This window comes from Thermobaculum terrenum ATCC BAA-798 (genome assembly GCF_000025005.1).
In the GTDB taxonomy this organism is placed as follows: Bacteria; Chloroflexota; Chloroflexia; order Thermobaculales; family Thermobaculaceae; genus Thermobaculum; species Thermobaculum terrenum.
This window is the reverse complement of the sequence record NC_013526.1, coordinates 472,737-494,370: the sequence shown is the minus strand read 5'-3', so window position 1 is coordinate 494,370 and position 21,634 is coordinate 472,737. Positions and strand designations below refer to the sequence as shown.

The 21,634-nt window shown below is 65.3% G+C and carries 24 protein-coding genes and 1 pseudogene; 6 read left to right on the top strand and 19 right to left on the bottom strand.

All coding sequences use genetic code 11. From position 1 onward, the window contains the following. Positions 1-18 precede the first annotated feature (18 nt). Positions 19-531, top strand: a complete 513-nt coding sequence (locus TTER_RS11850) for a DUF421 domain-containing protein (protein WP_012876273.1) — start codon at positions 19-21, stop codon at positions 529-531. 75 nt (positions 532-606) lie between these two features. Here TTER_RS11850 and TTER_RS15865 read toward each other — a convergent pair whose 3' ends face one another. Then, complete coding sequence (locus TTER_RS15865; protein ID WP_169302694.1) at positions 607-765, bottom strand: hypothetical protein; 159 nt, start codon at positions 763-765, stop codon at positions 607-609. Positions 766-936: 171 nt separating this feature from the next. On the opposite strand from TTER_RS15865, the gene TTER_RS15860 reads away from it, so the two are divergent. Continuing rightward, positions 937-1,098, top strand: a complete 162-nt coding sequence (locus tag TTER_RS15860) for a hypothetical protein (RefSeq protein WP_012876272.1) — start codon at positions 937-939, stop codon at positions 1,096-1,098. A 155-nt stretch (positions 1,099-1,253) separates the two neighbouring features. After that, the gene (locus tag TTER_RS15855; RefSeq protein WP_012876270.1) at positions 1,254-1,409 is read left to right on the top strand and encodes a hypothetical protein; all 156 of its coding nucleotides are present in this window, start codon (positions 1,254-1,256) and stop codon (positions 1,407-1,409) included. A 90-nt stretch (positions 1,410-1,499) separates the two neighbouring features. On the opposite strand, the gene TTER_RS11845 is transcribed toward TTER_RS15855, so the two are convergent. From TTER_RS11845 to TTER_RS11835, 3 genes are read right to left on the bottom strand one after another with little or no spacing between them, the layout of a single operon-like run. Further along, positions 1,500-2,798 carry an Nramp family divalent metal transporter gene (locus TTER_RS11845; protein WP_012876269.1) on the bottom strand — a complete coding sequence of 433 codons (1,299 nt, stop codon included), beginning with the start codon at positions 2,796-2,798 and terminating at the stop codon, positions 1,500-1,502. Then, the gene (locus tag TTER_RS11840) at positions 2,795-4,060 is read right to left on the bottom strand and encodes a magnesium transporter MgtE N-terminal domain-containing protein (protein WP_012876268.1); all 1,266 of its coding nucleotides are present in this window, start codon (positions 4,058-4,060) and stop codon (positions 2,795-2,797) included. The genes TTER_RS11845 and TTER_RS11840 overlap by 4 nt, the downstream gene beginning before the upstream one ends. Before the next feature lie 45 nt (positions 4,061-4,105). Next, positions 4,106-4,408, bottom strand: a complete 303-nt coding sequence (locus TTER_RS11835) for a DUF1330 domain-containing protein (protein ID WP_012876267.1) — start codon at positions 4,406-4,408, stop codon at positions 4,106-4,108. A gap of 72 nt (positions 4,409-4,480) precedes the next feature. On the opposite strand from TTER_RS11835, the gene TTER_RS11830 reads away from it, so the two are divergent. After that, positions 4,481-6,871 (top strand): alpha-L-rhamnosidase-related protein, encoded by a 2,391-nt coding sequence (locus TTER_RS11830; protein WP_012876266.1) that lies wholly within the window; start codon positions 4,481-4,483, stop codon positions 6,869-6,871. Here the strand turns inward: TTER_RS11830 and TTER_RS14995 are convergent. From TTER_RS14995 to TTER_RS11765, 14 genes and pseudogenes are all read right to left on the bottom strand, one after another. Beyond that, entirely contained in the window at positions 6,868-7,428 is a 561-nt protein-coding gene (locus TTER_RS14995; RefSeq protein ID WP_012876265.1) for a DUF3267 domain-containing protein, read from the bottom strand. The two genes, TTER_RS11830 and TTER_RS14995, sit on opposite strands and share 4 nt — an antisense overlap. Before the next feature lie 217 nt (positions 7,429-7,645). Continuing rightward, the gene (locus TTER_RS11820; RefSeq protein ID WP_012876264.1) at positions 7,646-7,930 is read right to left on the bottom strand and encodes a twin-arginine translocase TatA/TatE family subunit; all 285 of its coding nucleotides are present in this window, start codon (positions 7,928-7,930) and stop codon (positions 7,646-7,648) included. 15 nt (positions 7,931-7,945) lie between these two features. Further along, positions 7,946-8,209, bottom strand: a complete 264-nt coding sequence (locus TTER_RS14990) for a twin-arginine translocase TatA/TatE family subunit (RefSeq protein WP_012876263.1) — start codon at positions 8,207-8,209, stop codon at positions 7,946-7,948. Positions 8,210-8,319: 110 nt separating this feature from the next. Further along, a complete protein-coding gene (locus TTER_RS11810; RefSeq protein ID WP_012876262.1) occupies positions 8,320-8,838 on the bottom strand; it encodes a hypothetical protein in 519 nt (172 codons plus the stop codon). Between the two features lie 126 nt (positions 8,839-8,964). Next, positions 8,965-9,351: an excalibur calcium-binding domain-containing protein gene (locus TTER_RS11805; protein ID WP_012876261.1), complete on the bottom strand. Its 387-nt coding sequence runs from the start codon at positions 9,349-9,351 to the stop codon at positions 8,965-8,967. 172 nt (positions 9,352-9,523) lie between these two features. Continuing rightward, positions 9,524-10,501 (bottom strand): FTR1 family iron permease, encoded by a 978-nt coding sequence (locus TTER_RS11800; protein WP_012876260.1) that lies wholly within the window; start codon positions 10,499-10,501, stop codon positions 9,524-9,526. A gap of 209 nt (positions 10,502-10,710) precedes the next feature. Then, on the bottom strand, positions 10,711-11,004 hold the full coding sequence (locus TTER_RS16405) for a TOBE domain-containing protein (protein ID WP_420894137.1): 294 nt from the start codon (positions 11,002-11,004) through the stop codon (positions 10,711-10,713). Further along, positions 10,996-11,691: pseudogene (locus TTER_RS11795) on the bottom strand (sulfate/molybdate ABC transporter ATP-binding protein); the annotation flags it as partial. The gene TTER_RS16405 and the pseudogene TTER_RS11795, both read right to left, overlap by 9 nt. Then, positions 11,688-12,482 carry a sulfate ABC transporter permease gene (locus tag TTER_RS11790; RefSeq protein WP_012876258.1) on the bottom strand — a complete coding sequence of 265 codons (795 nt, stop codon included), beginning with the start codon at positions 12,480-12,482 and terminating at the stop codon, positions 11,688-11,690. The pseudogene TTER_RS11795 and the gene TTER_RS11790, both read right to left, overlap by 4 nt. Continuing rightward, entirely contained in the window at positions 12,472-13,287 is an 816-nt protein-coding gene (cysT, locus tag TTER_RS11785; protein WP_049823066.1) for a sulfate ABC transporter permease subunit CysT, read from the bottom strand. Before cysT ends, TTER_RS11790 begins: the two co-directional genes overlap by 11 nt. A gap of 13 nt (positions 13,288-13,300) precedes the next feature. After that, positions 13,301-14,305 (bottom strand): sulfate ABC transporter substrate-binding protein, encoded by a 1,005-nt coding sequence (locus TTER_RS11780; protein WP_012876256.1) that lies wholly within the window; start codon positions 14,303-14,305, stop codon positions 13,301-13,303. 457 nt (positions 14,306-14,762) lie between these two features. Beyond that, positions 14,763-15,425, bottom strand: coding sequence for a ribonuclease FAU-1 family protein (locus tag TTER_RS14985; RefSeq protein WP_169302693.1), 663 nt, complete (start codon positions 15,423-15,425; stop codon positions 14,763-14,765). Positions 15,426-15,447: 22 nt separating this feature from the next. Beyond that, on the bottom strand, positions 15,448-17,526 hold the full coding sequence (locus TTER_RS11770; protein ID WP_148212005.1) for an alpha-galactosidase: 2,079 nt from the start codon (positions 17,524-17,526) through the stop codon (positions 15,448-15,450). Further along, positions 17,456-18,199 carry an RraA family protein gene (locus TTER_RS11765; protein ID WP_012876253.1) on the bottom strand — a complete coding sequence of 248 codons (744 nt, stop codon included), beginning with the start codon at positions 18,197-18,199 and terminating at the stop codon, positions 17,456-17,458. The genes TTER_RS11770 and TTER_RS11765 overlap by 71 nt, the downstream gene beginning before the upstream one ends. Before the next feature lie 156 nt (positions 18,200-18,355). Between TTER_RS11765 and TTER_RS14980 the strand changes: the two genes are divergently transcribed. After that, positions 18,356-18,880, top strand: a complete 525-nt coding sequence (locus tag TTER_RS14980; protein WP_012876252.1) for a MarR family winged helix-turn-helix transcriptional regulator — start codon at positions 18,356-18,358, stop codon at positions 18,878-18,880. After that, a complete protein-coding gene (locus TTER_RS11755; RefSeq protein WP_012876251.1) occupies positions 18,855-20,603 on the top strand; it encodes an MFS transporter in 1,749 nt (582 codons plus the stop codon). The genes TTER_RS14980 and TTER_RS11755 overlap by 26 nt, the downstream gene beginning before the upstream one ends. On the opposite strand, the gene TTER_RS14975 is transcribed toward TTER_RS11755, so the two are convergent. Continuing rightward, a complete protein-coding gene (locus TTER_RS14975) occupies positions 20,600-21,415 on the bottom strand; it encodes a polysaccharide deacetylase family protein (RefSeq protein ID WP_169302692.1) in 816 nt (271 codons plus the stop codon). The genes TTER_RS11755 and TTER_RS14975 overlap by 4 nt on opposite strands. Positions 21,416-21,634: the final 219 nt, after the last annotated feature.

Sequence of the window (21,634 nt, the reverse complement as noted above, 5' to 3'; positions counted from 1 at the left end):
GTGCCTGGAGGACTCGAGATGCACGCACAAGACCTCGTACACCTGGGGGTGCCCGCCTGGGAGATCGCCCTGCGCACGCTCACCATATACCTGGCGATGTTGTTGGGGCTGCGGGCGGCTGGCAAGAGAGAGGTTGGGCAGTTCACGCTCCCCGACCTGGTGCTCGTGCTGCTGGTGGCCAACGCCGTCCAGCCCGCCATGACGGGGCCGGACACGTCCCTCCTGGGCGGACTGCTGATCATAGCCGTGCTGCTGGCGACCAATTGGGTGGTGGTCAAGACCGTGCCCCGTAGCCAGAGGCTGCGAAGGCTGTTTAGTCCCTCGCCCACGGTCATAGCCCAGGATGGCCGCTGGCTGACGGACGCCCTGCGCAGGGAGGGCATGGACATCGAGGAGGCCCAGGTGGCGCTGCGGGAGCATGGCCTGCTGGACGTCAGCCAGGTCAAGCTGATGGTGCTCGAGCCCAACGGCGTGATCAGCGTAGTGCCGGCCGATAGCCGCGTCTACCGCAGCCACCGCAGGCACCGCTAGCACCCAGCGCAGGACGGCGGGCCCCGCGACATCCCCGGGCACACAAGTGCCCTATGGCTCCATATCTCGCTCGACTCACGATGCCTGAGGGGCTCCTCTCGTAGCCCCCAGGCGCACATATTTTATGTCGATCCTGGCTATGGGGGTGAGGGCTATGCCGTCTGCAGCGCCGCACTTGACCGTCGCCAGGCTTGCAGCTTTGGAGGCAAGGCCTCCCCCGCAAGGTACGAGCATCCCTCGATTGGTCTGTGGCGGGGCCTATGCACGGATATAGTCGGCTCCTGATGATCTCTACCTAAAGTCAACACTTCGCAACACTCTTTGTCACAGCTCAGGTCTATGGTAGGGAGGTCGATGCCACGGGCTTGTGCAAGGTCGGAAGCCGTGCTAGCTAGGAGTGGCAGCATGTTAAGAGGCACGCTTAGCCTGATATGGATACTTGCCTTAGTACTGGCGATGGCCTCATCTGCGCTGGCCGCGGATAACGGCGCAATCAACACCACGCAGACCTACCAGGACCAGACCGAGTCGCTCACAGATACCCTGTGCTGCTCGGAGAAGCTTTAGGACATCACCGTGACCTACAACGGTGTCGAGCATATGACGATACTCCCGAACGGAGGCATTACCGTGACCGAGACCGAGACAGGCACCTTCACCGCCGTGCCGGCCGATGGTACCGGGCCGTCTTACAGCGGCAAGTGCACGTTCTAGAGGGTGGCTTGTCCTGGCCAGACGACACAGGAGCCTTCACATTTACCATAACCATCCACGGTATGGGCTCGGATGGGACTGATCTGCAGGTACACGCGACCTTCCATGACAACGCCAATCCCAACACCGAGCGTGCCTTCCAAAAGATAATGCGCTGTCCGTAGCCGAGCTTAGCCTTGAGATATCCGGCCATCTCAAGGCGCTTCCCGGCGGCCCAGGGGCCGTAGCGGCCTAGCGATGCCCCCTGGAGCCGCCTAGGACACGCCGAAGATACCCAGCAGCGTGATCACGAGGTACGCGCAGGACAGCAGCACCACCAGCCCGGTGGTCGCCCACGCGAGCACGTTGTACACCAGGCCGTTTGTGTGCTCGCCCATGACCTCGGGGTTGTTCACCAGGCGCAGGATGGAGATCAGCACCACCGGCAGGAGCAGGCCGTTGATCACCTGCGTCCACACCAACAGCTGGATGACGTTGAGCCCCGGCACCAGCGCCACGAGCACTCCGACCGCCAGCAGCGCCGTGAACAGGCCGTGGAACACCGGGGCATCGCGAAAGGACTGGTTCACGCCCCTCTCGAAGCCGAAAGCCTCGCACACCGTGTACGCGGTGCTCAGGGGCAGCACGGCCGCGGCCAGCACCGAGGCCCCCAGCAGGCCGACGGCGAACACGGCGCTCGCCAACCGCCCCGCCACGGGCTCCAGCGCTCGGGCGGCGTCCTGGGCGGTCTGCACCTCCACGCCCATCCTGTGCAGGGTCGCGCCGGTGGCGACGATGATGAAGCCGGCGACGACGTTGGAGAACAGCGCCCCCGAGTAGGCGTCCAGCTTGACCAGCGACAGGCCGAAGGTGGCCCCGCGCTCGGCCATGGTCGACTGCGCGTAGATCTGCATGTAGGGCGTGATGGTCGTGCCTATGAGCGCGATCATCAGCAGCAGGTAGCGGCCTTCCAGGCTGAAGGTGGGCGTGACCAGGCTCCTGCCCACCTCCCCCCAGTCGGGTCCCGCCAGGAAAGCCGCCACGGGGTAGGCGAAGAATATCAGGGTCATGAGCAGGAAGACGCGCTCCACCCTGCGGTAGGACCCCCTGGTGATCAGCCACCACACCAGCAGGGCCATCACGGGCACGGCGTAATAGCGAGAGATTCCCAGCAGCTCGGCCGCCGCCCCTATGCCGGCGAACTCCGACACCACGAGGCCACCGTTGGCGGCCACCAGCACGAGCATGACGAAGGCGGTGGTGCGCAGCCCCAAGTTCTCCCTCACGAGGTCCGCGAATCCCTTGCCCGTGACCACCCCCATCCTGGCGGCCATCTCCTGGATGATCGCCAGCGACACGGTGATCACCGCCAGCACCCACAGCAGGGAGTAGCCGTAGGACGCCCCCACCGAGGCGTAGGTGGCTATCCCGCCTGCGTCGTTGCCCGCGCTGGCCGCTATGAGCCCCGGGCCCAGCACGCCGATGACCGCCGCGGGGCCGGCGACCCGGCGCGCCAGGTACCGGCGAGTCCTCGTAGCCGTCTGCGTGGGGGACAGAGTGCGCCTCGAGCTCATCCGAAGACCTGCGATAACCTGTGATGCCAGCCCTCGGGGATCAGCAGGTCCATGGCGTCATCGAACAGCACCACGCCCAGCAGCTTGCCAGCATCGTCCACGACGGGCAGGGTGGGCAGGTTGTACTCCGCCATCTTCTTGGCGACCGCGGGCGCGGGGTCGTCCGGGTGCGCCGGGGCCACCTCCTTCTGGGCTATCTCCGCCAGCGGCGTGGAGGGAGGGGAGATCACCAGGTCGCGCAGGGCCACCACTCCCGCCAAGCGCTCCTCGTCGTCCACCAGGTAGATGTGGTACAGGGGGTTGGGGACGTGCTCCATCCGCCGCAGCGCCTCCAAAGCCTCCCCGACGCTCACGGTAGCCGGCAGGGCCACGAAGTCGTTGGTCATCAGCCCCGCCGCGGTGCCCTCCTTGTAGGCCATCAGCTCGCGGACCTCCTCGGACTCCTTGGGCTCCATAAGCCCGAGGAGCTCGTCGGCCCGCTCCTTCGGCAGGTCGGCCAGCAGGTCGGCCGCGTCCTCCGGATCCATCTCTTCCAGGATGTCCGCGGCGCGGTCGCTGTCGAGCGCCTGCATGACGTCGGCCGCGTCCGCCGGGTCCATCTCCTGCACCGCATCGGCCGCGATCTCGTCGTTCAGGGCCTCGAGCACCTCGTTGGCCTGCTCCCGCGAGAGGTGCTCGAGGATGTGTGCTATGTCCACGGGGTGCAGCTTCGAGAGCTTGTCGTGGGAGACCCTCAACCTCACCATCGGCACATCGGTCGCGAACGACTCCACGTCCTCCCAGTCGATCACGCGAGTGCCGCGGAGGTTCCTGGTGAGCGCGGCAGGGCCCAGGCGGCGCAGAAGCGCCTGCGGGCTGACGTCCACCCCCACCAGCCTGTAGTCGCCGTCGAAGTAACCTAGCTCTAGGTCGTTGGCCCGGATCACCTTGCGGCCGTCGATGTCTATCAGCTGCTTGTCCAGGATGTCCCTCCCAAGCAGCACCTCGCCGTCCCGGCGCTCGAAGGGCCGCAGGTTGACCTTGAAGGTGTTCAGCCTCACCCCCTGATCGGAGATCTCGGCTATCTGCGAGCGCTCGATGAAGAACTCTCGCGAGCCCGCGCGCGCCACCACGCCGCTCACCGGCGGGTGGGGGTGGGTGCCGAACTTGACCACCAGGTCCTGCACGCGCGCGATGCGCGCTCCCTGGGCGTCGCGTATGGGCTTGCCCAGCAGCTGCGAGAGGTATATGCCCGTGTAGACCTTGTGGCCCGCCGCAGCCATCGCCTAGCCTCCGACTAAGGTGGTAGAGGTTAATTGTAGCCTATATTATCCCAGTTTGCTCACACCCTCTACCAGGAAGAAGTTGGCCTCCGAGGCCCCTCGCCGCTTCGCCTTGGCGGCCTCGTACTCGGGGGAGCTCCACCACCTCTGGGCAGCCTCCACGTCGTCGAACTCTATGATCACCACGCGGTCGGCCCCCAGATCCCCCTCCAGCACCTCGTGGGCCCCGCCCCTCGCCAGGAACCTGCCACCGTACTGCTCCACCGACGGCCCCGAGAGGGGCACGTACTCCTGCATGTACCTCTCGGGATCTCGGATGCGCACGATGCCGATCACGTAAGCTGCCATGTAGCCTCGCCCTCCTTGAATGGTTTATCATGCAGACGTTGCAAGCAGATAGTACACCACAAGGAGTTTGGCATGCGCAAGATCATTGCCCAGGACCCGTTCACCCGCAACGACCCAGGCATCCCCTGGGACCAGCGCGGGCAGTGGCCCGCCAGCTGGGTCGCGGCCCGACGGCTGCCGTCGCCGCCGTACGTGGTGGCCTACCGACTGGCCTTCGTCCTCCCCCAGGCGGCCACGGCGACCCTGCACGTGACCGCCGACGAGCGCTACGAGCTCTTCCTGGATAGCGAGCGCGTCGGCCGGGGCAGCGAGCGGGGCGACGCCGACCACTGGTTCTACGAGACCTACGAGCTGGAGTTGCCCGCTGGCCCTCACACCCTGGTAGCCAGGGTGTGGTCGCTTGGCCCCCTGGCGCCCTACGCCCAGCTGTCCGTGAGGCACGGCTTCCTCCTGGCGGCCGAGCCCCCGCTGACCGAGGCCCTGAGCACCGGGATCGCCCCCTGGGAGGCCAAAAGGCTCGAGGGCTACTCCTGGGTCAATCCGTCACCCGCCTGGGGCACCGGCGGCAACATAGCGCTGAGCGCGGCCCAGTTTCCCTGGGGGGTCGAGCGTGGCGAGGGCGATGGGTGGGAGCCCGTGGAGGTCGTCGAGCGCGCCGTGGGCAGGTTGATGGCGCTGGAGGCGCCTCCCCAGCACCTGCTGCGCCCGGCCACGCTGCCCGCGATGCTGGAGGTCCCCATCAGGGTCGGCCGGGTGCGGCACGTATCGGCTCCCTCGTCCGAGGAGGTGTCCAGCCTGCCCATACGGGCCGAGCAGGCGCTGGACGAGCCCGAGTGGCAGGCGATGCTCGAGGGGAGGAGCAGCGTCACCGTGCCCCCGCACACCACCAGAAGGGTCATCATAGACCTGGAGGACTACTACTGCGCCTATCCCGAGCTAGTCACGAGCGGCGGGGAGGGTGGCGCCGTGCGCCTGCACTGGGCGGAGTCGCTCTACGAGGACGGCCGTGGGCGCCATAAGGGGGACCGCGACGCCATCGAGGGCAAGTACTTCCGGGGTGTGGGAGACGTCTTCCTGCCCGATGGCGGCGACTCCCGCAGGTTCGACACGCTCTGGTGGCAGGCCGGCAGGTACCTGGAGCTGCTCGTGCGCACGGCCGACTCGCCGCTCACGGTGGCAAGCCTGCGGCTGCGGGAGACGCGCTACCCCCTGGAGATGGAGAGCGCCATCGCGACGGGCGATCCCGACCTGGACGCCACCATCCCCCTGATGGTGCGGGCGATGCAGATGTGCTCCCACGAGACCTACATGGACTGCCCCTACTACGAGCAGCTGATGTACGCGGGCGATACGCGCCTGGAGGCGCTAGTGACCTACGTGATGACCAGGGACGATCGCCTGCCCCGCAAGGCCCTGCGGATGTTCGACGCCTCCAGGCTGGCGTCCGGGCTCACCCAGGCGCGCTACCCCAGCCGCGTGCGCCAGATCATCGCGCCGTTCGCGCTGTGGTGGGTCGCCATGGTGTGCGACTACGCCTACTGGCGACCGGGCACGGAGTACGTGCGGGAGCTGATGCCGGGGGTCCGCGCCACCATGGAGGCCTTCGAGCGCTGGCGGGGCAGCGACGGCCTCCTGGAGTCCCCGGAGGGCTGGAACGTGACCGACTGGGTGCCCGAGTGGCCCGCGGGCATCCCCCCGGAGGGCGAGTGGGGCAGGAGCGGGCTCCTCAACTGGCACCTGGCGCTGGTCACCCGCATGGTAGCGGACCTGGAGCGCGCGCTGGGCAACCCGCAGATGGCCGAGCACTTCGGTGCCCGCGCCCGAGAGATCGCCGACGCAGCGCTGCGGGCTTTCTGGGTGCCCTCCCGGGGGCTCATGGCGGACGACACCGCTTGCCAGAGGTTCTCGGAGCACACCCAGTGCCTGGCGATCCTCAGCGGCCTCCTGCCTCCGGCCATCGAGGAGCAGGTGGGCAGGAGCCTCCTAGAGGCCCGGGATATCGCGCGCACGACCATCTACTTCTCCCACTACCTGTTCGAGGCCTGCCGCAAGCTGGGCAGGGTGGACGTCCTGTTGGCCAGGCTAGGGCTGTGGCGCGAGCTGGTCGACAAGGGGCTGCGCACCACCATCGAGGCGCCCGAGCCCACGCGCTCGGACTGCCACGCCTGGGGCGCGCACCCACTGTACCACCTCTTCGCCACCTTCCTGGGCATCAGGCCGGCGGGGCTGGGGTTCTCAGCAGTCGAGATCGCGCCTCAGCCCGCGGCGCTGCGACGCCTGGAGGGCAGGCTGGTCCATCCCAGGGGCGATGTCTGGGTAGCGATGGAGGTCGACGAGGAGCAGATAAGGGCGAGGGTGCGCCTGCCGGAGGCGGTGCCTGGGGTGTTCTGCTGGGGCAGCAGGCGGGTGCCTCTGAGGCCGGGGGAGGAGACCGACGTGGTGCTGCCCCGCGCCCAAGGCTAGGTGGGGGGCCAGACGCGTATGCCCGTCACCCTGTCCTCGATCAACGCTCCCGGGGGCTGGAGGAGCACCAGGCCAGCGATCCACAGATCTCCCACGCAGCCCGAGAGATGGATCGCCAGCGGCAGGATCAGCCAGCTCCCAAAGCTCGCCCAGGCCACCAGCGGCGCGCCCACCAGGGAGATGAGGACCATCGGGGCGAGCGCCACGGAGAGGTACTGTCCCTTGGTGAACTTGTGCCCGTGGGCGGTGGCGTAGAGGTAAGGTATGCCGCCCGAGAGCACGCCGGCCCCGTACTTAGGGCGCGCTCCCAGCAGGCGCATCACGAGGCCGTGGACGAGCTCGTGCGCGACCAGCAGCCCCGCCGTGATGGCCAGCATCACGAGCAGCTTCCAGGCATCCTCGATCCCCAGGGAGAGCTCCAGCTGCTGGCGAGATACCAGGTAGAGCACACCGAAGCCCAGCACCCCCAGGGCCAGCAGCAGGAGCGAGCACAGCGTCCAGAGCACCTGCGTGCCCGCCCCGGGGCGCCAGTCCTTATGCACCCAGCCCGAGCTCATAGAGGCCACCTCCACACGTGATGCCTCTATTTTACGCCAACGCTCGCCCCAAGGGTACAGAGCCTGAAGGAGGGTCTGGCCGTGCCCTCGATGTCCTGGCACGGCCGGATTTGGGTGTAGCCCCGCTGCCCATCGCACCGGCTCGCGGGTCGAGCTAGCGGGGCAGGATGGGACAGGAAACAGAGGCCGCCATGCGGCGGGTGGATACGCAGGGGGATTAGGAGGTCTTGCTGGCCTCCTCCTTGGCCGCCTCCACGCCCTCCTTGACGGCGTCCTTTACCTCGGTGACCTTCTCCTCTACCTTCTGCTTGACGCTGTCCGCGAGGGCGGGCCGTGACCTGTCTTCCTCCTCGGGCATCTCCGTGATGCCCGATACGGTGTCCTTGAACTCACGGATGCTCCTGCCGAGGCTAGCGCCTATCTCGGGCAGCTTGCCCACCCCGAAGATGAGCATGGCCACCACGAGGATGATGAGTAGTTCCGGTACCCCAAGATCAAACACGACGATTCCTCCTAGCTATTCCACTCTGGCTTCCTCTTTGGAGGCGGTCTCCGCCCGCCCCTCGGAGGGAGCGTCCGCCTGAGTTGCCGCCGGCTCCGACGAGGCACGGCTCCTTGCGGCTATCTCCGCTCTATCGTCGGAGCGACCGGTGAGAGCGTCCTTGAACTCGCGGATGCCCTTGCCCAATCCAGCACCCACCTCGGGCAGCTTGCCCACCCCGAAGATCATCACTACGACCAGCAGGATGATGATCAGCTCAGGAACTCCCAGGTCAAACATCGATCTCTTCCTCCCAAGAAAGCCTCTGCGTTATTATACTCCTGGTAGTAATACGCACAAGGCGGCCCTATAGTTCCGTCCGGTTGAGGGCATTTCTCCTGGCAGGGCCATCACCTGGCTCCGCCGGCGCCGGTGTCGGGCAGGGCCGAGGGGATGGTTACCTGGGACTCACCCGACGAGGCGGGCTGCTCGTGCCGGCCCTGGGAGCCCTCACCGTACCTGTACCAGGCGGTGTTGACCATGCTCGCCGTCAGGGTCTCGGTGCCCGTGTGGAACCAGTCCTGCACCCCGTGGGACGGATCCACCCGCACGTAAGCGTAGCGTATCCTCGTGCCCCTGGGCAGCACGAAGTGCGCTGAGTAGGTGCGCCCGGCAGCGCAGGGATCGGAGACGCTGCCCGCGGCCTCGGGGGGCATGCCGCACAGGTAGCGCAGGTGCACGCGCGAGGAGCCCACAGCCCGCCAGCGCACGTAGAAGCTCTGTCCACGGGGCACCCGGCCGTAGAGCGTCAGCCTGAAGGTCTTGGTGACGGTGCCCGCCTGCGACTGGGGACCCTCGACGGCGCGCGCCGAGGCAGGGAGCAAGGCGATCACGAGCCACAGGGATAAGATGAGCCTCAAAGGTGACATGTCCGTACCCTCCAATCATTTCCTACCCCTTATATACAGCAATGGGTGGAACGGTTACCATAGCCGGATGGTACTATCGTCGGGGGGTACGTCAGGGGCAAGGGGGGACGGGCACCCCGCATCTACCTATCGCCTGGCCACGCGCACCCCTAAGGCAAGGAGGGACGCTGCCAGCAACAGCCCTGCGATAGGGGCTATGGGCGGTTGGGCCTCGCCCGAGACCATGCCACCACCGCCGGTGTTGCCCATCCCGCTGGGCACGGCGGGGGCCGTCACCGGCATGTGGTCCTCGTACGTACCGCTGCCCAGCTGCTCGCACGCTATGCCGTCGTTATCGGCATCCAGACGCTCGGGATCGTTGGTCGCGCTGTACCCGTGGCTGTCGAAGTACTGCTGGGCCTCCTGCTGCGAGCGGAAGTCGCTGCAGTTGTGGTCCTCCTGCGCCCCAGCAAGCGATAGGGGCAAGAGCAGGAGCGCCAGCACAGCTATCAGGGATAGGAACCTGCGAAGCACCTCCTTCTATACCTAGCCTACGATCGCAGGGTGCCCGTCCACTCCCTTACCCACCCATTCTAAAGGGCAGCAGGTTTTTTATCAACACATGTAGTGATACTCATGGCCTCAATTTTGGTCCTAAAAGCGGTGTGCCCTCCCGGTGATCCGAGAGGGCTGGGTGGTGATGGATCTAGTAGGCGGAGACGGCAGGAGAGGCAGCGCGCGGTTTGCGGGTGTCCCGGCGCGCCGCGTAGAAGGAGCCTATGACCAGGACGGCGGCTAGCACCTGGGCGATCACCGTCTCCCAGTTGTTGAACAGGGAGAACCATATCCCCATCCAGTCGGGGATGTGCAGGGGGAAGGTGTGCACCGGCAGCCAGCCAGCCAGCTGCATCTCGTTGACCTGCTCACCCACCATGATCTCGAGCACCGCGCCGAGCATGATGCCCGTGAACACTAGCATCTTCTTGTAGGGCAGCCGCTGGTGGGCCACGAAGGTGAAATAGCCCGTGACCGCCACCAGCACCAGCGCGATGGCCGCGGCCAGGACCACCCTGGTGCTGCCCACCTGCAGCCGGATGTTCTGCAGGAAGAGGTCCACCTCGAACCCCTCACGGTACACCGAGGTGAAGCCCAGCAGGATCAGCCCCCGGTACGCAAGGGACCGGGCGGAATCAGCCCGGGAGCTCTCCATGGTGTTGATGAGCTCCTTCTTCCTGCGGTTGTGCAGGGATATCCAGCCAGTCCAGTAGATCTTGTGGAAGAACCAGTTCATGATGATCAACAGCACCACGATGGCCAGCAGCCCCGTGGCCGCCTGGATGTTGAGCTCGGAGGTGGTCCCGCTGATGAGGTTCAAGATGCCTACCAGCACGAACCAGGTGATCAGGGTGGCGCCGATCGCCAACCCGGCACCGCTAGCTATGGGTCGCCAGTAGGTGCGCTTGGTGCGCACCAGGCCCGCCACTATCGCCGATAGTACCAGGATGCACTCCAGCCCCTCCCTGTAGACCAGCACGGCGGTGTCCATCATCGCAGTCATGGGAGAGATCCCCCTGGCCGTGGGATCCGGGGCTCCGCCCACGCGCACCGCCTGCCAGATCAGCACCCCCAACAGCAGGGCGCCGCCTGCACACACCAGCACCGACCTCAACAGCGACCGGCTCATGCCCGTTTACCTCCAGATGCAGTATGGTTTAAATCCTACAGACCTTTTGGCTAACTGTAACACGTAAATCACCCTAAGGTCAAGATTTAGGCAAACCTAAAATCTGCGATGCGGAGAGCATGCTCCTCGGCCCCCGGCCCCAGGGGACGCAGCTGAAGCGAGAGCAGGCAGATCGCGATAGGGTTGATGGCGGGGGTTACCCCCCGCCATCAGGCACTGAGAGGAAGCGCTTCGGGTCTGTCAAAGGTGCGGGCGCGGGAGAGGTCGATGAACACCTCCTGGCCGGCAGCGAGCTCGAGCTCGAGCAGCTCGTCGCGCGACAGCTGCGCCCACAGCTCGTGGCCGTCCTCCAGCAGCAGGTCCACGCGCACGTCATAGCCCAGTCGGGCCACCCTGCGCACAGTGGCCCTGCGAGCCGCGCGCGAGGGAGCCAGCAGGATGCGCACGTCGTGAGGGCGTATCAGCAGGTCGCCCACCCGGCAGGTCTGCCCCACGAACCCCATCACGAACTCGCTCGCGGGGTAGTCGTAGAGCCCGTCGGGGGTGTCCACCTGCTCGATCCTCCCCTGGTGCATCACCGCGATAGCGTCGGCGATCTCCATTGCCTCTTCCTGGTCGTGGGTGACCAGCAACGTGGTGACCTCTATCTCATCGTGCAGGCGGCGCAGCCACGCTCGCAGCTCTCCCCTGACCTTGGCATCGAGCGCCCCGAAGGGTTCGTCGAGGAGCAGCACCTTGGGCTCCACGGCGAGGGCCCTGGCGAGCGCCATGCGCTGGAGCTGTCCCCCCGAGAGCTGCGAGGGGTACCTATGGGCCCAGCCGGACAGCTGCACCAGATCCAGCAGCTCCCCCACCTTGCGCGCGATCTCCTCCTTGGGACGCTTGCGGATCCTAAGCCCGAAAGCGACGTTCTCCCAGACCGTCATGTGCTTGAACGCCGCGTAGTGCTGGAACACCAGGCCAACGTGCCTCCGCTGTGGAGGCAGCGCCGTCACGTCCCGCCCACCGATGCTGATAGCCCCGGCATCAGGACGCTCCAGGCCCGCTATCAACCGGAGGAGCGTGGACTTGCCACACCCGCTGGGACCCAGGATGGCCGTCAGGGAGCCCTCCGGCACGGTCAGCGACACGTCCTGCAGCGCCCTAAAGCTCCCAAAGCTCTTGCTCACACCTTCCACTACTATACTCATCTAGCTTCCCCCTTGTGAGTAAATCTGTTGATCACGAGCAGCATCGCCACTCCCAGACACGCCAGCAGCACCGAGGCGGCGTACGTGCCCGTCTCGTCGTACTGCTGGAAGCGATCAGCTACGTACATGGTCAGCGTCTGCGTCCTGCCCTCGAGGTTGCCCGAGACGACGTTCACCGCTCCGTACTCACCCAGCACGCGCGCCGTGGTCAGCACGACGCCGTACGCGACCGCGCTCCGGATGGCCGGCAGGGTCACCCTGACGAAGGTCTGCAGGGGCGATGCCCCGAGGGTGTAGGCTGCCTGCTCCTGCTCTTGGCCGATCTCCCGCAGCACGGGCAGCACCTCCTTGGCCACGAACGGTAGAGATATGAACACGTTGGCCAACACCATACCAGGCAGCGCGAAGATCACCCTGATGCCCAGAGCCTGCAGGGCGGGGCCGAACCAGCCGGAGGTGCCGTAGGCCAGCACGAGGGCCAGCCCCACCACCACCGGGGAGAGCGCCAGAGGCAGGTCTATGATCGCCGACAGCAGGCTCTTGCCGGGGAAGCGGCCGCGGGCCAGCAGCAGCGCCACGCCGACCCCAAAGAGGGCGTTCAGCGGTACGGAGATCACCACCATCAGCAGCGTGAGCCACAGCGCGTGCAACGCGTAAGGCGAGGTCAGCGCCACCCACACCGGCCAGGGGCCGTGCTCAAACGTCCTCCACAGGATCATGCCCAGCGGCAGCACGAGCAAACCCGCCAGGTAGACCACGGCCACGAGCCGCAACAGGATCCTACCGCTCATGTCCCCACCTCCACCTCCGCACCCAGTCCATCGCGAGCATCACCAGCGCCGAGATCACCAGCAGCAGGAGGGACAGCGCGGCCGCCGAACGCACGTTATCGCTCTCGATCAGGCCGTAGATGTTGACGGAGATCATCTGCGTGCGGAACGGCACGTTGCCGGATATCAGCACCACCGCGCCGAACTCCCCGAGGGAGCGCGAGAACCCCAAACCCGCCCCGGAGAACACCGCGGGCAGGATGTTCGGCAGCACGATGCGCCTGAAGATCGTGACCTGGCCCGCCCCCAGGGAGGCAGCAGCCTCCTCCATGGACCTATCCAGCTCCTGGAGCACCGGCTGCACCGAGCGCACCACGAAGGGCAGCGTGACGAACAGCAGCGACAGCAGCACTCCCACACGGGTGTAGGCCACGTTGATGCCCAGCGGGCTCTTGGGGCCGTACAGGGTCAGGAGCGTCAGCCCAGCCACGATGGTGGGCAGTGAGAACGGCAGGTCTATCACCGCGTCCATGAGGCTCTTCCCCGGGAAGTCGTCGCGCACCAGCACCCAGGCGATCAGGGTGCCCGTGACGGCGTTGAGCAGCGCCACGGCGCCCGAGAGCCCCAGCGTCAGGCGCAGCGCGGCCAACGCCTGGGGGTTGGTCACCGCCGACCAGAAGCCCCCCCAACCGCCGGACGCCGACTCCCAGGCCACCGAGGCCAGGGGGATGAGCACCACCAGGCTGAGGTACACCACGATCGTGCCAGTCCCCAGGGCCCTCCAGCTCCGCAGGGAGGCCACGGAGAGCCTCCCCGGAGCCGACATAGTGGCAGTCGAGCTACTTAGATTCAACCGACACCCCCTTGGCTTTCTCGATCTCGGCCACCACGCCCTTCTCGGGATCGAAGAACTTCTGGGTAACGGTATCCCACCCACCTAGGTCGTCGATCGTGAACAACCCTGAGGGCGTGGGATAGTCGAACTGCGACAGCACGCTCTTGACCACGGGTCTGTAACCCTTCTGACCGAATATCTTCTGAGCCTCCTCGGACCTGAGGAAGTCCACGAAGGCCTTGGCCTTGTCGGGGTGCTTGGTGGTCTTCGTCACAGCCACCGGGTTCTCTATCAGGATGGTCTGGTCGGGTACCACGTAGTCCAGCTTCTCACCCTTCTGCTTGGCGTTGATCGCCTCGTTCTCGTAGGTGATCGCCACGTCATCCTTCCCGTTCAAGAAGGTCTGCAGGGATTCGCGGCCGCTGTTGTCCTGCACCTGCACGTGGTCGAACAGCTGCTTAAGGTACTGCTCCGCCTCCTGCTCAGACTTCCCAGCCTTGATCTGGGAGCCGTACGCGGCCATGATGTTCCATCGAGCACCGCCAGATGTGAACGGGTTAGGAGTCACTACCTCAATCCCAGGCTTGATCAGATCATCCCAGCCCTTGATGTGCTTGGGATTACCTGGCCTGACAGCGAGCACCACCACGGAATCAGTTACCATGCCCTTGTACTGGTCCTTGTGCCAGTCCTGGCTGACGATGCCGGCCTTGACCAGCCGATCGATATCCGGCGCCAGCGAGAAGGCCACCACGTCGGCCTGCAGCCCCGAAGCCACCGCCCGGCTCTGAGCGCCTGAGGCGCCGTAGGAGGTCGAGAAGGTGACCCCCTTACCGGCCTCGGTCTTCTGGAAAGCCGGGATGATCTCGTCGTAGGCCTCCTTGGGAGTGGAGTAGGCCACCAGCGTCAGCTTGACGTCTCCCCCCCCTGCTGCCGTCTGCTGGCCGCAACCCACCAGGCCAACCACCAGCAATGCCCCCAACAACAGGTAGCTCAGGATCTTCCGCATGTCTAACGTACCCCCCTTTTCTTCATGTTTTCTACTAAGTTAATAGACATAGTAGAGTCTATGGGCGGGAGGACATGAAATCAACCCTGAAAGACCTGCTTTTATTACTATTCAACCCAAGTTTTATAAGTATTTTTTATGATTATGAGGCGAACCTGAGCTAATCTTAGAAGTAAGACCAGGTACGGAGACTTGAAGCTACTCTAGCTGAACAGTGTATTCGCAAGCCATTGAAGGGTATACATCAGGGGATCCTAAGAAGGAAGAGTAGTCCTTACCTATCAGCTTGAATCCACAAAGATCACAAGCTTGCGCCTACACGCCTTAGCCGTAGACGGCACGGAATCGCGTTCGGAGTAGGTGCTACTAGGGGTGGGACTGGATTCGCAGGAGAGGCTAGCTGGGTAGCGCAGGGGTTGCCAGAATGCCTTGGTGCACGGACTCAAACCTGTGACAGCTATCCACACTCATCGGCTTGGCATAGTTCCGGATTTACAAGCTCCCAGCCCTCGGGGATGGAGGGCAAGAGCCAGGAGCTGTCCGGCCTCCATCCAATCCAACGCTGATAGTAGAGCCTATCCTGGCGCAAGCGCGTGAGGGCTAGCTCTCCTTCACGCCTTATGGCCTCCACCTGAGCATGATTGTAGCGCCCCAACTGTACGCAGAACTCCAGCTCATCCTCGTCCTTCCAGCTCCAGCTGGAGAAATCAGGAGCCACCTGCAGGTCCAACACGAAGTCTGATGTATCCCATCCCAGTGAAGTAATTCTGAGGGGCGCGTGCAGGTCGATGTACCATTCAAGAAATTCCTCATTCCGCCAGAAGAGTTGTATAGAGTGTGCATCACCCTGCCTATACAGTAGAAGCATCCTAGTGTCACGCCACTCCCAATCCTCGTATCGTCCAAGGTGCTTCAGGAGTATCCTTCCCTTTGGACCTCCTCGCACACCCACCGGCCGTTTACAAGGGTAGCCGGGTGCGATGTAGAGTACCAGTAGCTCACTCTCATGCTCTACAACGGTAAAGGACCTGACGAAACCAACTCGCAGGTGATCACCAACACTACGCACGCTGCGTAGGATAACGGGCGTTCCAACAGGTCTATAATCACCCTTCAACATACACCTCCCATGAGGGCACAGGTCAGAGCCTCTGCAAGTGTAGCACACGCATATCTTCCGGCTGCAGGTCGTAGAAGAAGATGCCATCACGGGATAGCTCACTCCCCGCAGTCACGCTTTCCCTGTCGGTCGGCGGCCAGAGCCTGCGAACAAGGTAATCGCCTTCCTCCATTAGACCCCGCAAGCGGAGCCTCACCGTGGGCTCCGAGCGGTCGAGCCGGAAGACCATGAGCAGGTGCTCATCCTCAGGCAGGGAGTACTGGAACGCCGCCCAGCGTGCCCCCTTGCCGAAGCGTCTAGGTTGCCTGGTGAGCCTGCGCAGCTCGCCCTCACGCACGAAGCGGCGCACGTGGGTCTTGTACAGCGCTATGAGGGCAGTGATGCGCTCACGCACCCATCTCGGCAGGTCCGGCAATCGATGGGACAGGCCAAACCCCCCGAGCATGCCCACCCCCACCGCGTAATCCAGCTTATGGGGCGACAGCATGGGGTCGCGGGGGTCGAAGGTCTGCCGACGGTGCTCGGTGATCCACTCGGACCAACCCCAGTGCAGGCAGGCGCTGGGGTGGAGCATGGTCGTCGCGCCCCAGAAGAGCTGCAGGTCGTGCTCGGGCCAGTCGGGATCGCTCAGGAACACCGTGTGCAGGTGGCGCAGCAGCTCCAGGTCGATCCTGAGCCCTCCGGAAGAACAGCCCTCCAGGAGCACGTGCGGGTGCCGCCGTCTCAGCTCGTCCAGCACTCCGTAGTAGCCTCTGTAATGGGCGTACAGGCCATCACCCGCCCCGTGCCCGTGGTCGGTGCGGTCACACCCCAGGCCGGGGTCGAGGTTGAAGTCCAGCTTGATCCAGTCAGCGCCGTGCTCGCGCACCAGCCCATCGAGGGTGGCCAGCGCCCACCTCCGCACCTCGGGGCACCCAAAGCAGGCGTAGCCCAGCGGCTGTCCCCCTCTGGTGGCCAGGTACTCCGGATGGGCCTGCGCCAGGGAGGCTCGCTGCCCCACCGCCTCGATCTCGCACCAGATGCCGAACCGCATGCCCCGAGAGTGCACGTAGTCCGCCAGCGCCCTGATGCCGTGGGGGAAGCGCGTGCGGTTCACCATGTGCCAGTCCCCCCTGTAGTCGTACCAATGTGCCGACGGGTCGTCCGGGCCGAACCAGCCGGCATCTAGGGTGCACACCTCGAAGCCCATCTCCGCCGCGACGTCCACGTTGCGCCGGAACACTTCCTCGTTGATGTGTCGATCCTCGTACGGCCACCAGTGGTTCCACTCCACCGGCAGGAGGTTGGAGAGGTCGTTGTGGGGATACCAATGCAGGCGGCCGACGCGCCCGTACTGGATGGAGATGCTGTTGAGGTCCCGCCCGTCGCCCTCCACGACCACTAGGCTGGGCGCCACCAGCTCCGCCCCCGGCAGGAGCTCGCAGGCAGGGTCGAAGTCCACCAGCCCACCGGTGAGCTCGACCGCATCCTCCCGCCTATGTATCCTGAGCGCCCAGTTGCCCGACCATGCCACGGCCGCCGAGAAGCTCCTGGTAGGCCCCAGGAGCGCGACCCAGGGATGCAGCCCGTTGGAGGATCGCCCGCGCGTCTGTACCAGCTCGAAGCTCTCCCCCAACCTCTCGCGCGCCGGCTCGAACTCCAAGCCCCAGCCGCCTCGAAAATACATCACGTCCCGCACGCTGCGGCGCAGGAGCACCCTGCCGGACTCCACCCTCCGCAGGATCACCGGACGGTCACCGGTATTACGCACCACCTGCCAGTACTCCGCCAAGCTGCCCGGATAGCGCACCGCGTGGTGCTCGCACCTCAGGCCGAGCGACGGGCGGTCCACCACGAGCACCACCTCTCTAGGACCACCAGGCTCCTCGGCCAGCGCGTAGCTGTGGAGGTCGGCAGACGACGCCTCCACCACCTGCCCGTCGGCCAGCAACACCCGACCCGTCAGGCTGCGCACACCCTCATCCCGGGCCCATACTCGAGCAAGCTCCACATCCATGGCACCACCTCCCACTACAGAACCTAAGGTAAGTTCAGGATAGCACTCCCAGCCCTCGATAGTAAGCCTCGACCGCCTGGTGGTCCACCGTCTCGTCGGGGGCAAGGCCAGCCCTCTCGTACAGCCTGCGCCTGGCCCTCATGTCCGCCAGCAGCACCCCCACCGCGTGCCGCGCCACCTCCACCGCCACCTCCAGCGGCACCACTATCACCCCATCGTCGTCCGCGCCCACTATGTCCCCGGGCCTCACCTGCACCCCGCCACACCCTATCCGGCTCCCGTACTCCACCACCTCGATCCTGCCCGGGATGATCGTCCTGCCCCTGCCGCGCGCGCATATCGGCACCCTCTCCAGCTCCAGCTCGCGCGTGTCCCGACAGTACCCATCGGTCACTATCCCCACAGCCCCCTGCGAGATCACCTCCAGGCTGTTGGCGCTCCCCCAGAAGCCCACCTCCCCAGCCCCTCCGGTGTCCATCACCACCACGTGCCCCGGACGGATCAGCCCCTCCATGCTGGGATGCTCCACCTCCCTAAACCAGATGCCGTGGGCTTTGATGATCTCCTGCGTGCTCCCCAGAGCCCACATCGGGCGCCTGGCGGGCACGCATCGCACGGTGAAGGCCACCCCCCAGAAACGCATCCCCGGCCACAACGGGCGGATCTGGGGCGAGACCAACCCCCGGTCAAAGTACCCTATGCCATCCATCGCATCCGATACGTCCACCACACGCAGGTACCTGTACAGCTGCCGCAGCTCAAACGGCTCTGCCTCCATCTCACACCCTCCTCTCATAGTGCTCGTGCGCATCTTACCACGGCCAGCCGCCGCCCGAATACCGCAATATCCCGCAGAAACACGCACAATCCCGCGCAAACGGCTTGCCATATACGACGTCGTGGCGTATAATACGTAGTCGTGAATATTTCGGCGTTGCCAAATATATTGGAGGAGGGAGCACTGAGCACCTGGGATGATCGGGCCGATCGGGCCCTGCGTGCCTACCTGCGAGCGGTGATATTTGCCGAGCCCGTGCAGCTGGCCCTGCTGAGCAAGTACGGCATCAAGCTGTTCGAGCTGAGAGCCCTCCGCCTGATACGAGACCTCGAGCCAGTGGCTATCAGTCGCTTGGCGGAGGAGCTAGGTATAGCGCGCTCCACTGCAACGGGCCTGGTGGACAGGCTGGAGGAGAGAGGACTAGTACGCCGACAGAGCCACGAAAGAGATAGAAGATCTACCACTGTACAGCTTACCGAGCTCGGCAGGCAGGCGCTGGAGGACAGGGCCCTGCTCCGGGAAAGCCTCCCAGGCAAGGCGATCCTCGCCCTGGCCCCCCAGGAGCAGGAGCAGCTGGCCGAGGTCCTGGAGAAGCTGCTGAGCGTGCTCCCCGATGAAGGTCACCATGAGTTGCAAGAGGCTACGGAGGGAGAAGATGGCACAGGCTACCACACAGCATAGGAGGTTGGCGCACATAGACTACAAGTGGATCGCCCTCTCCAACACCACGTTGGGCATACTGATGGCGGCCCTCAACGGCAGCATCGTGCTCATAGCGCTGCCGGACATCTTCAGGGGCATGGGGATCAACCCTCTGGCGCCCGGGGAGACCACCTTCCTGCTGTGGGCCCTCATGGGTTACATGGTGGTCACGGCGGTGCTGCTGGTGACCTGTGGGCGCATATCCGACATGTTCGGGCGGGTGCGCCTGTACAACCTGGGCTTCGCTATCTTCACCCTCGGATCCATCCTGCTGACCTTTATCCAGGGCCGCGGGAACTTCGCCGCCACCCAGCTGATCGTCTACAGGCTCGTCCAGGGTGTGGGGGGCGCCTTCCTGTTCTCCAACTCCACCGCGATCCTCACCGACGCCTTCCCCCCTCACGAGAGGGGCATGGCGATGGGCGTGAATCAGATCGCCAGCATAGGCGGAGGCTTCGTAGGGCTCATACTCGGCGGCGTCCTGGCGGCCATCAACTGGCGGGCCGTCTTCCTGGTGAGCGTGCCCATAGGGCTCCTGGGGACCGTGTGGGCGTACATGATGCTCCACGAGACCTCCCGCCGCAGGGCCAACCAGCGGCTGGACATCCCCGGCAACATCCTGTTCGCCATCGGCCTGACGGTCATACTCATCGCGCTCAGCTACGCGATCATGCCCTACGGCAGCTCCAACATGGGCTGGACCAATCCCTGGGTGCTGGGGGGCCTGGCGGTGGGGCTCCTGATGCTCGTGGGCTTCGCCCTGGTCGAGCTGCGGGTGCCGGACCCGATGTTCCAGGTCCACCTGTTCGGGATCAGGATGTTCGCGATGGGCAACATCGCCGGCTTCCTCGCGTCGGTCGCCAGGGGCGGCCTCCAGTTCATGCTGATCATCTGGTTGCAGGGGATATGGCTACCGCTGCACGGCTACAGCTTCGAGCGGACCCCGCTGTGGGCCGGCATATACATGCTCCCCCTGTCGATGGGGTTCCTCCTGATGGGGCCTCTGAGCGGCTACCTCTCGGACCGCTACGGCTCACGGCTCTTCACCACGCTCGGCATGGTGATCACCGCCGCGGGTTTCGTGGGGCTCACGCTCCTGCCGGCCAACTTCAGCTACCCGGTGTTCGCCGGCCTCATCCTGCTGCTGGGGCTGGGCATGGGGATGTTCTCCGCGCCCAACACGGCCTCGATCATGAACTCCGTGCCCCCAGAGTACCGGGGCGTCGCCAGCGGCATGAGGGCCACGTTCCAGAACGCGGGCAACACGCTGTCGATCACGCTGATCTTCTCCCTAGTCACCGCGGGCCTGGCGTCCAAGCTGCCGGCCGCGCTGTACGGCGGGCTGACCTCCGTGGGCGTCCCCGCCAAGGTGGCCGAGGGCATCTCCCACCTGCCGCCCACCGGCGCACTCTTTGCTGCCTTTCTAGGCTACAACCCCATGGCGACGCTCCTGCCGAGGGAGGTGCTGGACGGGCTGTCGGCCGCCAACCGCTCCAAGGTGCTCGGCAAGGAGTTCTTCCCCGACATGATCTCGGGCGCCTTCATGCACGGCGTGGTAGTGGCCTTCACTATCTGCGCCCTGATATCCCTGGGGGCTGCCGTGTTCTCCCTCTTCCGAGGGGGCAAGTACATCTACGAGGTACAGGAGCCCGACCGCTACGAGGCGGCGAGTCTCCTGGCAACCGACACGATCCCCGACTAGGGGTTTATCCCCCCTCCCGGGCTTTCGGCCGGCTTGCTCGTCATGCTCCTTACGAGCTGGCCGAAAGCCCGCACGGACAGGTCGCCCCTGACCAGCATCCTGGGTTCCGAGAAGCGCTGCGCGGGCGTCCAGCGCCCGCCTCCCCACGACCCCAGGGCGCCCACATAGCCCGCCTTGCGCGCCATCCGCACCACTCGCGCGTCGTACGCGCCCCCTGGATACGCCAGGTAGCGAGCGCTCACCCCCAGCCTTTGCCTGAGCACCCTGCGGGAGTTGTACAGCTCGTACCATAGCCGGGCACTGGACAGCTTGGTCAGCGGCGGGTGCAGAGGGTGCGTCATCGTATGCGACTCGATCTCGAATCCCCAGTACTTGATCTTGCGCAGCTGCGCCCAATCCAGCTGGTTGCCGCCGCCCATCACGAACAGCACGGCTCGCATGCCGCGCTTCCGCAGCTCCCTGATCGCCGCCAGCTGGCTCAGCCGGCCATCGTCCATGGTGATGAGCACGGGCTTGCGCGGCAGGCGTCCCCTGCCGAACATATAGGCGTACACTTGGGGCAGCGTCACCGTCCGGTAGCCGTGGGACTTCAGCCAGTCCAGCTGCTCGCGGAACACCGGGATGGGTACCTCGTACTCGCCCGCCAGAGAGGTAAAACCATGGTACATCAGCACCGGCAAGGTGATAGCCCTGGGCCTCACCAACGGCGGCTGCGAGGACGCTGGTTCCCGGGCCACCGATCGCGGGAAGACGCCTGCCGGATACCTCGCAGCAACCTCGGCCTCCTGGAGGGAGGTGCCGAGGCTGCGCATGAGCGGTCGTGGCCGCCGAGCCGCCGCGGATCCCGATGCCGCCGCGGACGATCCGGCAACCCGATCTCCGATACCCATCACCAGCAAAGCCACCAGCACCAACACGTACAGACGACGAACCACCATCCAGACACCTCCTACGAGTGATAAACGTCCCGGGCATCAACAAAGTTACGCGCGAGACGAGCCGTCTGCAACCCCGGATGCCCAAGGCAGCCC

Coding starts and splice junctions, on each gene's coding strand:
- TTER_RS11850 (WP_012876273.1), top strand. CDS start 19: ATGCACGCACAAGACCTCGTACACCTGGGGGTGCCCGCCTGGGAGATC.
- TTER_RS15865 (WP_169302694.1), bottom strand. CDS start 765: ATGCTCGTACCTTGCGGGGGAGGCCTTGCCTCCAAAGCTGCAAGCCTG.
- TTER_RS15860 (WP_012876272.1), top strand. CDS start 937: ATGTTAAGAGGCACGCTTAGCCTGATATGGATACTTGCCTTAGTACTG.
- TTER_RS11845 (WP_012876269.1), bottom strand. CDS start 2,798: ATGAGCTCGAGGCGCACTCTGTCCCCCACGCAGACGGCTACGAGGACT.
- TTER_RS11840 (WP_012876268.1), bottom strand. CDS start 4,060: ATGGCTGCGGCGGGCCACAAGGTCTACACGGGCATATACCTCTCGCAG.
- TTER_RS11835 (WP_012876267.1), bottom strand. CDS start 4,408: ATGGCAGCTTACGTGATCGGCATCGTGCGCATCCGAGATCCCGAGAGG.
- TTER_RS11830 (WP_012876266.1), top strand. CDS start 4,481: ATGCGCAAGATCATTGCCCAGGACCCGTTCACCCGCAACGACCCAGGC.
- TTER_RS14995 (WP_012876265.1), bottom strand. CDS start 7,428: ATGAGCTCGGGCTGGGTGCATAAGGACTGGCGCCCCGGGGCGGGCACG.
- TTER_RS14990 (WP_012876263.1), bottom strand. CDS start 8,209: ATGTTTGACCTGGGAGTTCCTGAGCTGATCATCATCCTGCTGGTCGTA.
- TTER_RS11810 (WP_012876262.1), bottom strand. CDS start 8,838: ATGTCACCTTTGAGGCTCATCTTATCCCTGTGGCTCGTGATCGCCTTG.
- TTER_RS11800 (WP_012876260.1), bottom strand. CDS start 10,501: ATGAGCCGGTCGCTGTTGAGGTCGGTGCTGGTGTGTGCAGGCGGCGCC.
- TTER_RS16405 (WP_420894137.1), bottom strand. CDS start 11,004: ATGGGGTTCGTGGGGCAGACCTGCCGGGTGGGCGACCTGCTGATACGC.
- TTER_RS11790 (WP_012876258.1), bottom strand. CDS start 12,482: ATGAGCGGTAGGATCCTGTTGCGGCTCGTGGCCGTGGTCTACCTGGCG.
- cysT (WP_049823066.1), bottom strand. CDS start 13,287: ATGTCGGCTCCGGGGAGGCTCTCCGTGGCCTCCCTGCGGAGCTGGAGG.
- TTER_RS11780 (WP_012876256.1), bottom strand. CDS start 14,305: ATGCGGAAGATCCTGAGCTACCTGTTGTTGGGGGCATTGCTGGTGGTT.
- TTER_RS14985 (WP_169302693.1), bottom strand. CDS start 15,425: ATGTTGAAGGGTGATTATAGACCTGTTGGAACGCCCGTTATCCTACGC.
- TTER_RS11765 (WP_012876253.1), bottom strand. CDS start 18,199: ATGGAGGCAGAGCCGTTTGAGCTGCGGCAGCTGTACAGGTACCTGCGT.
- TTER_RS11755 (WP_012876251.1), top strand. CDS start 18,855: ATGGCACAGGCTACCACACAGCATAGGAGGTTGGCGCACATAGACTAC.
- TTER_RS14975 (WP_169302692.1), bottom strand. CDS start 21,415: ATGCGCAGCCTCGGCACCTCCCTCCAGGAGGCCGAGGTTGCTGCGAGG.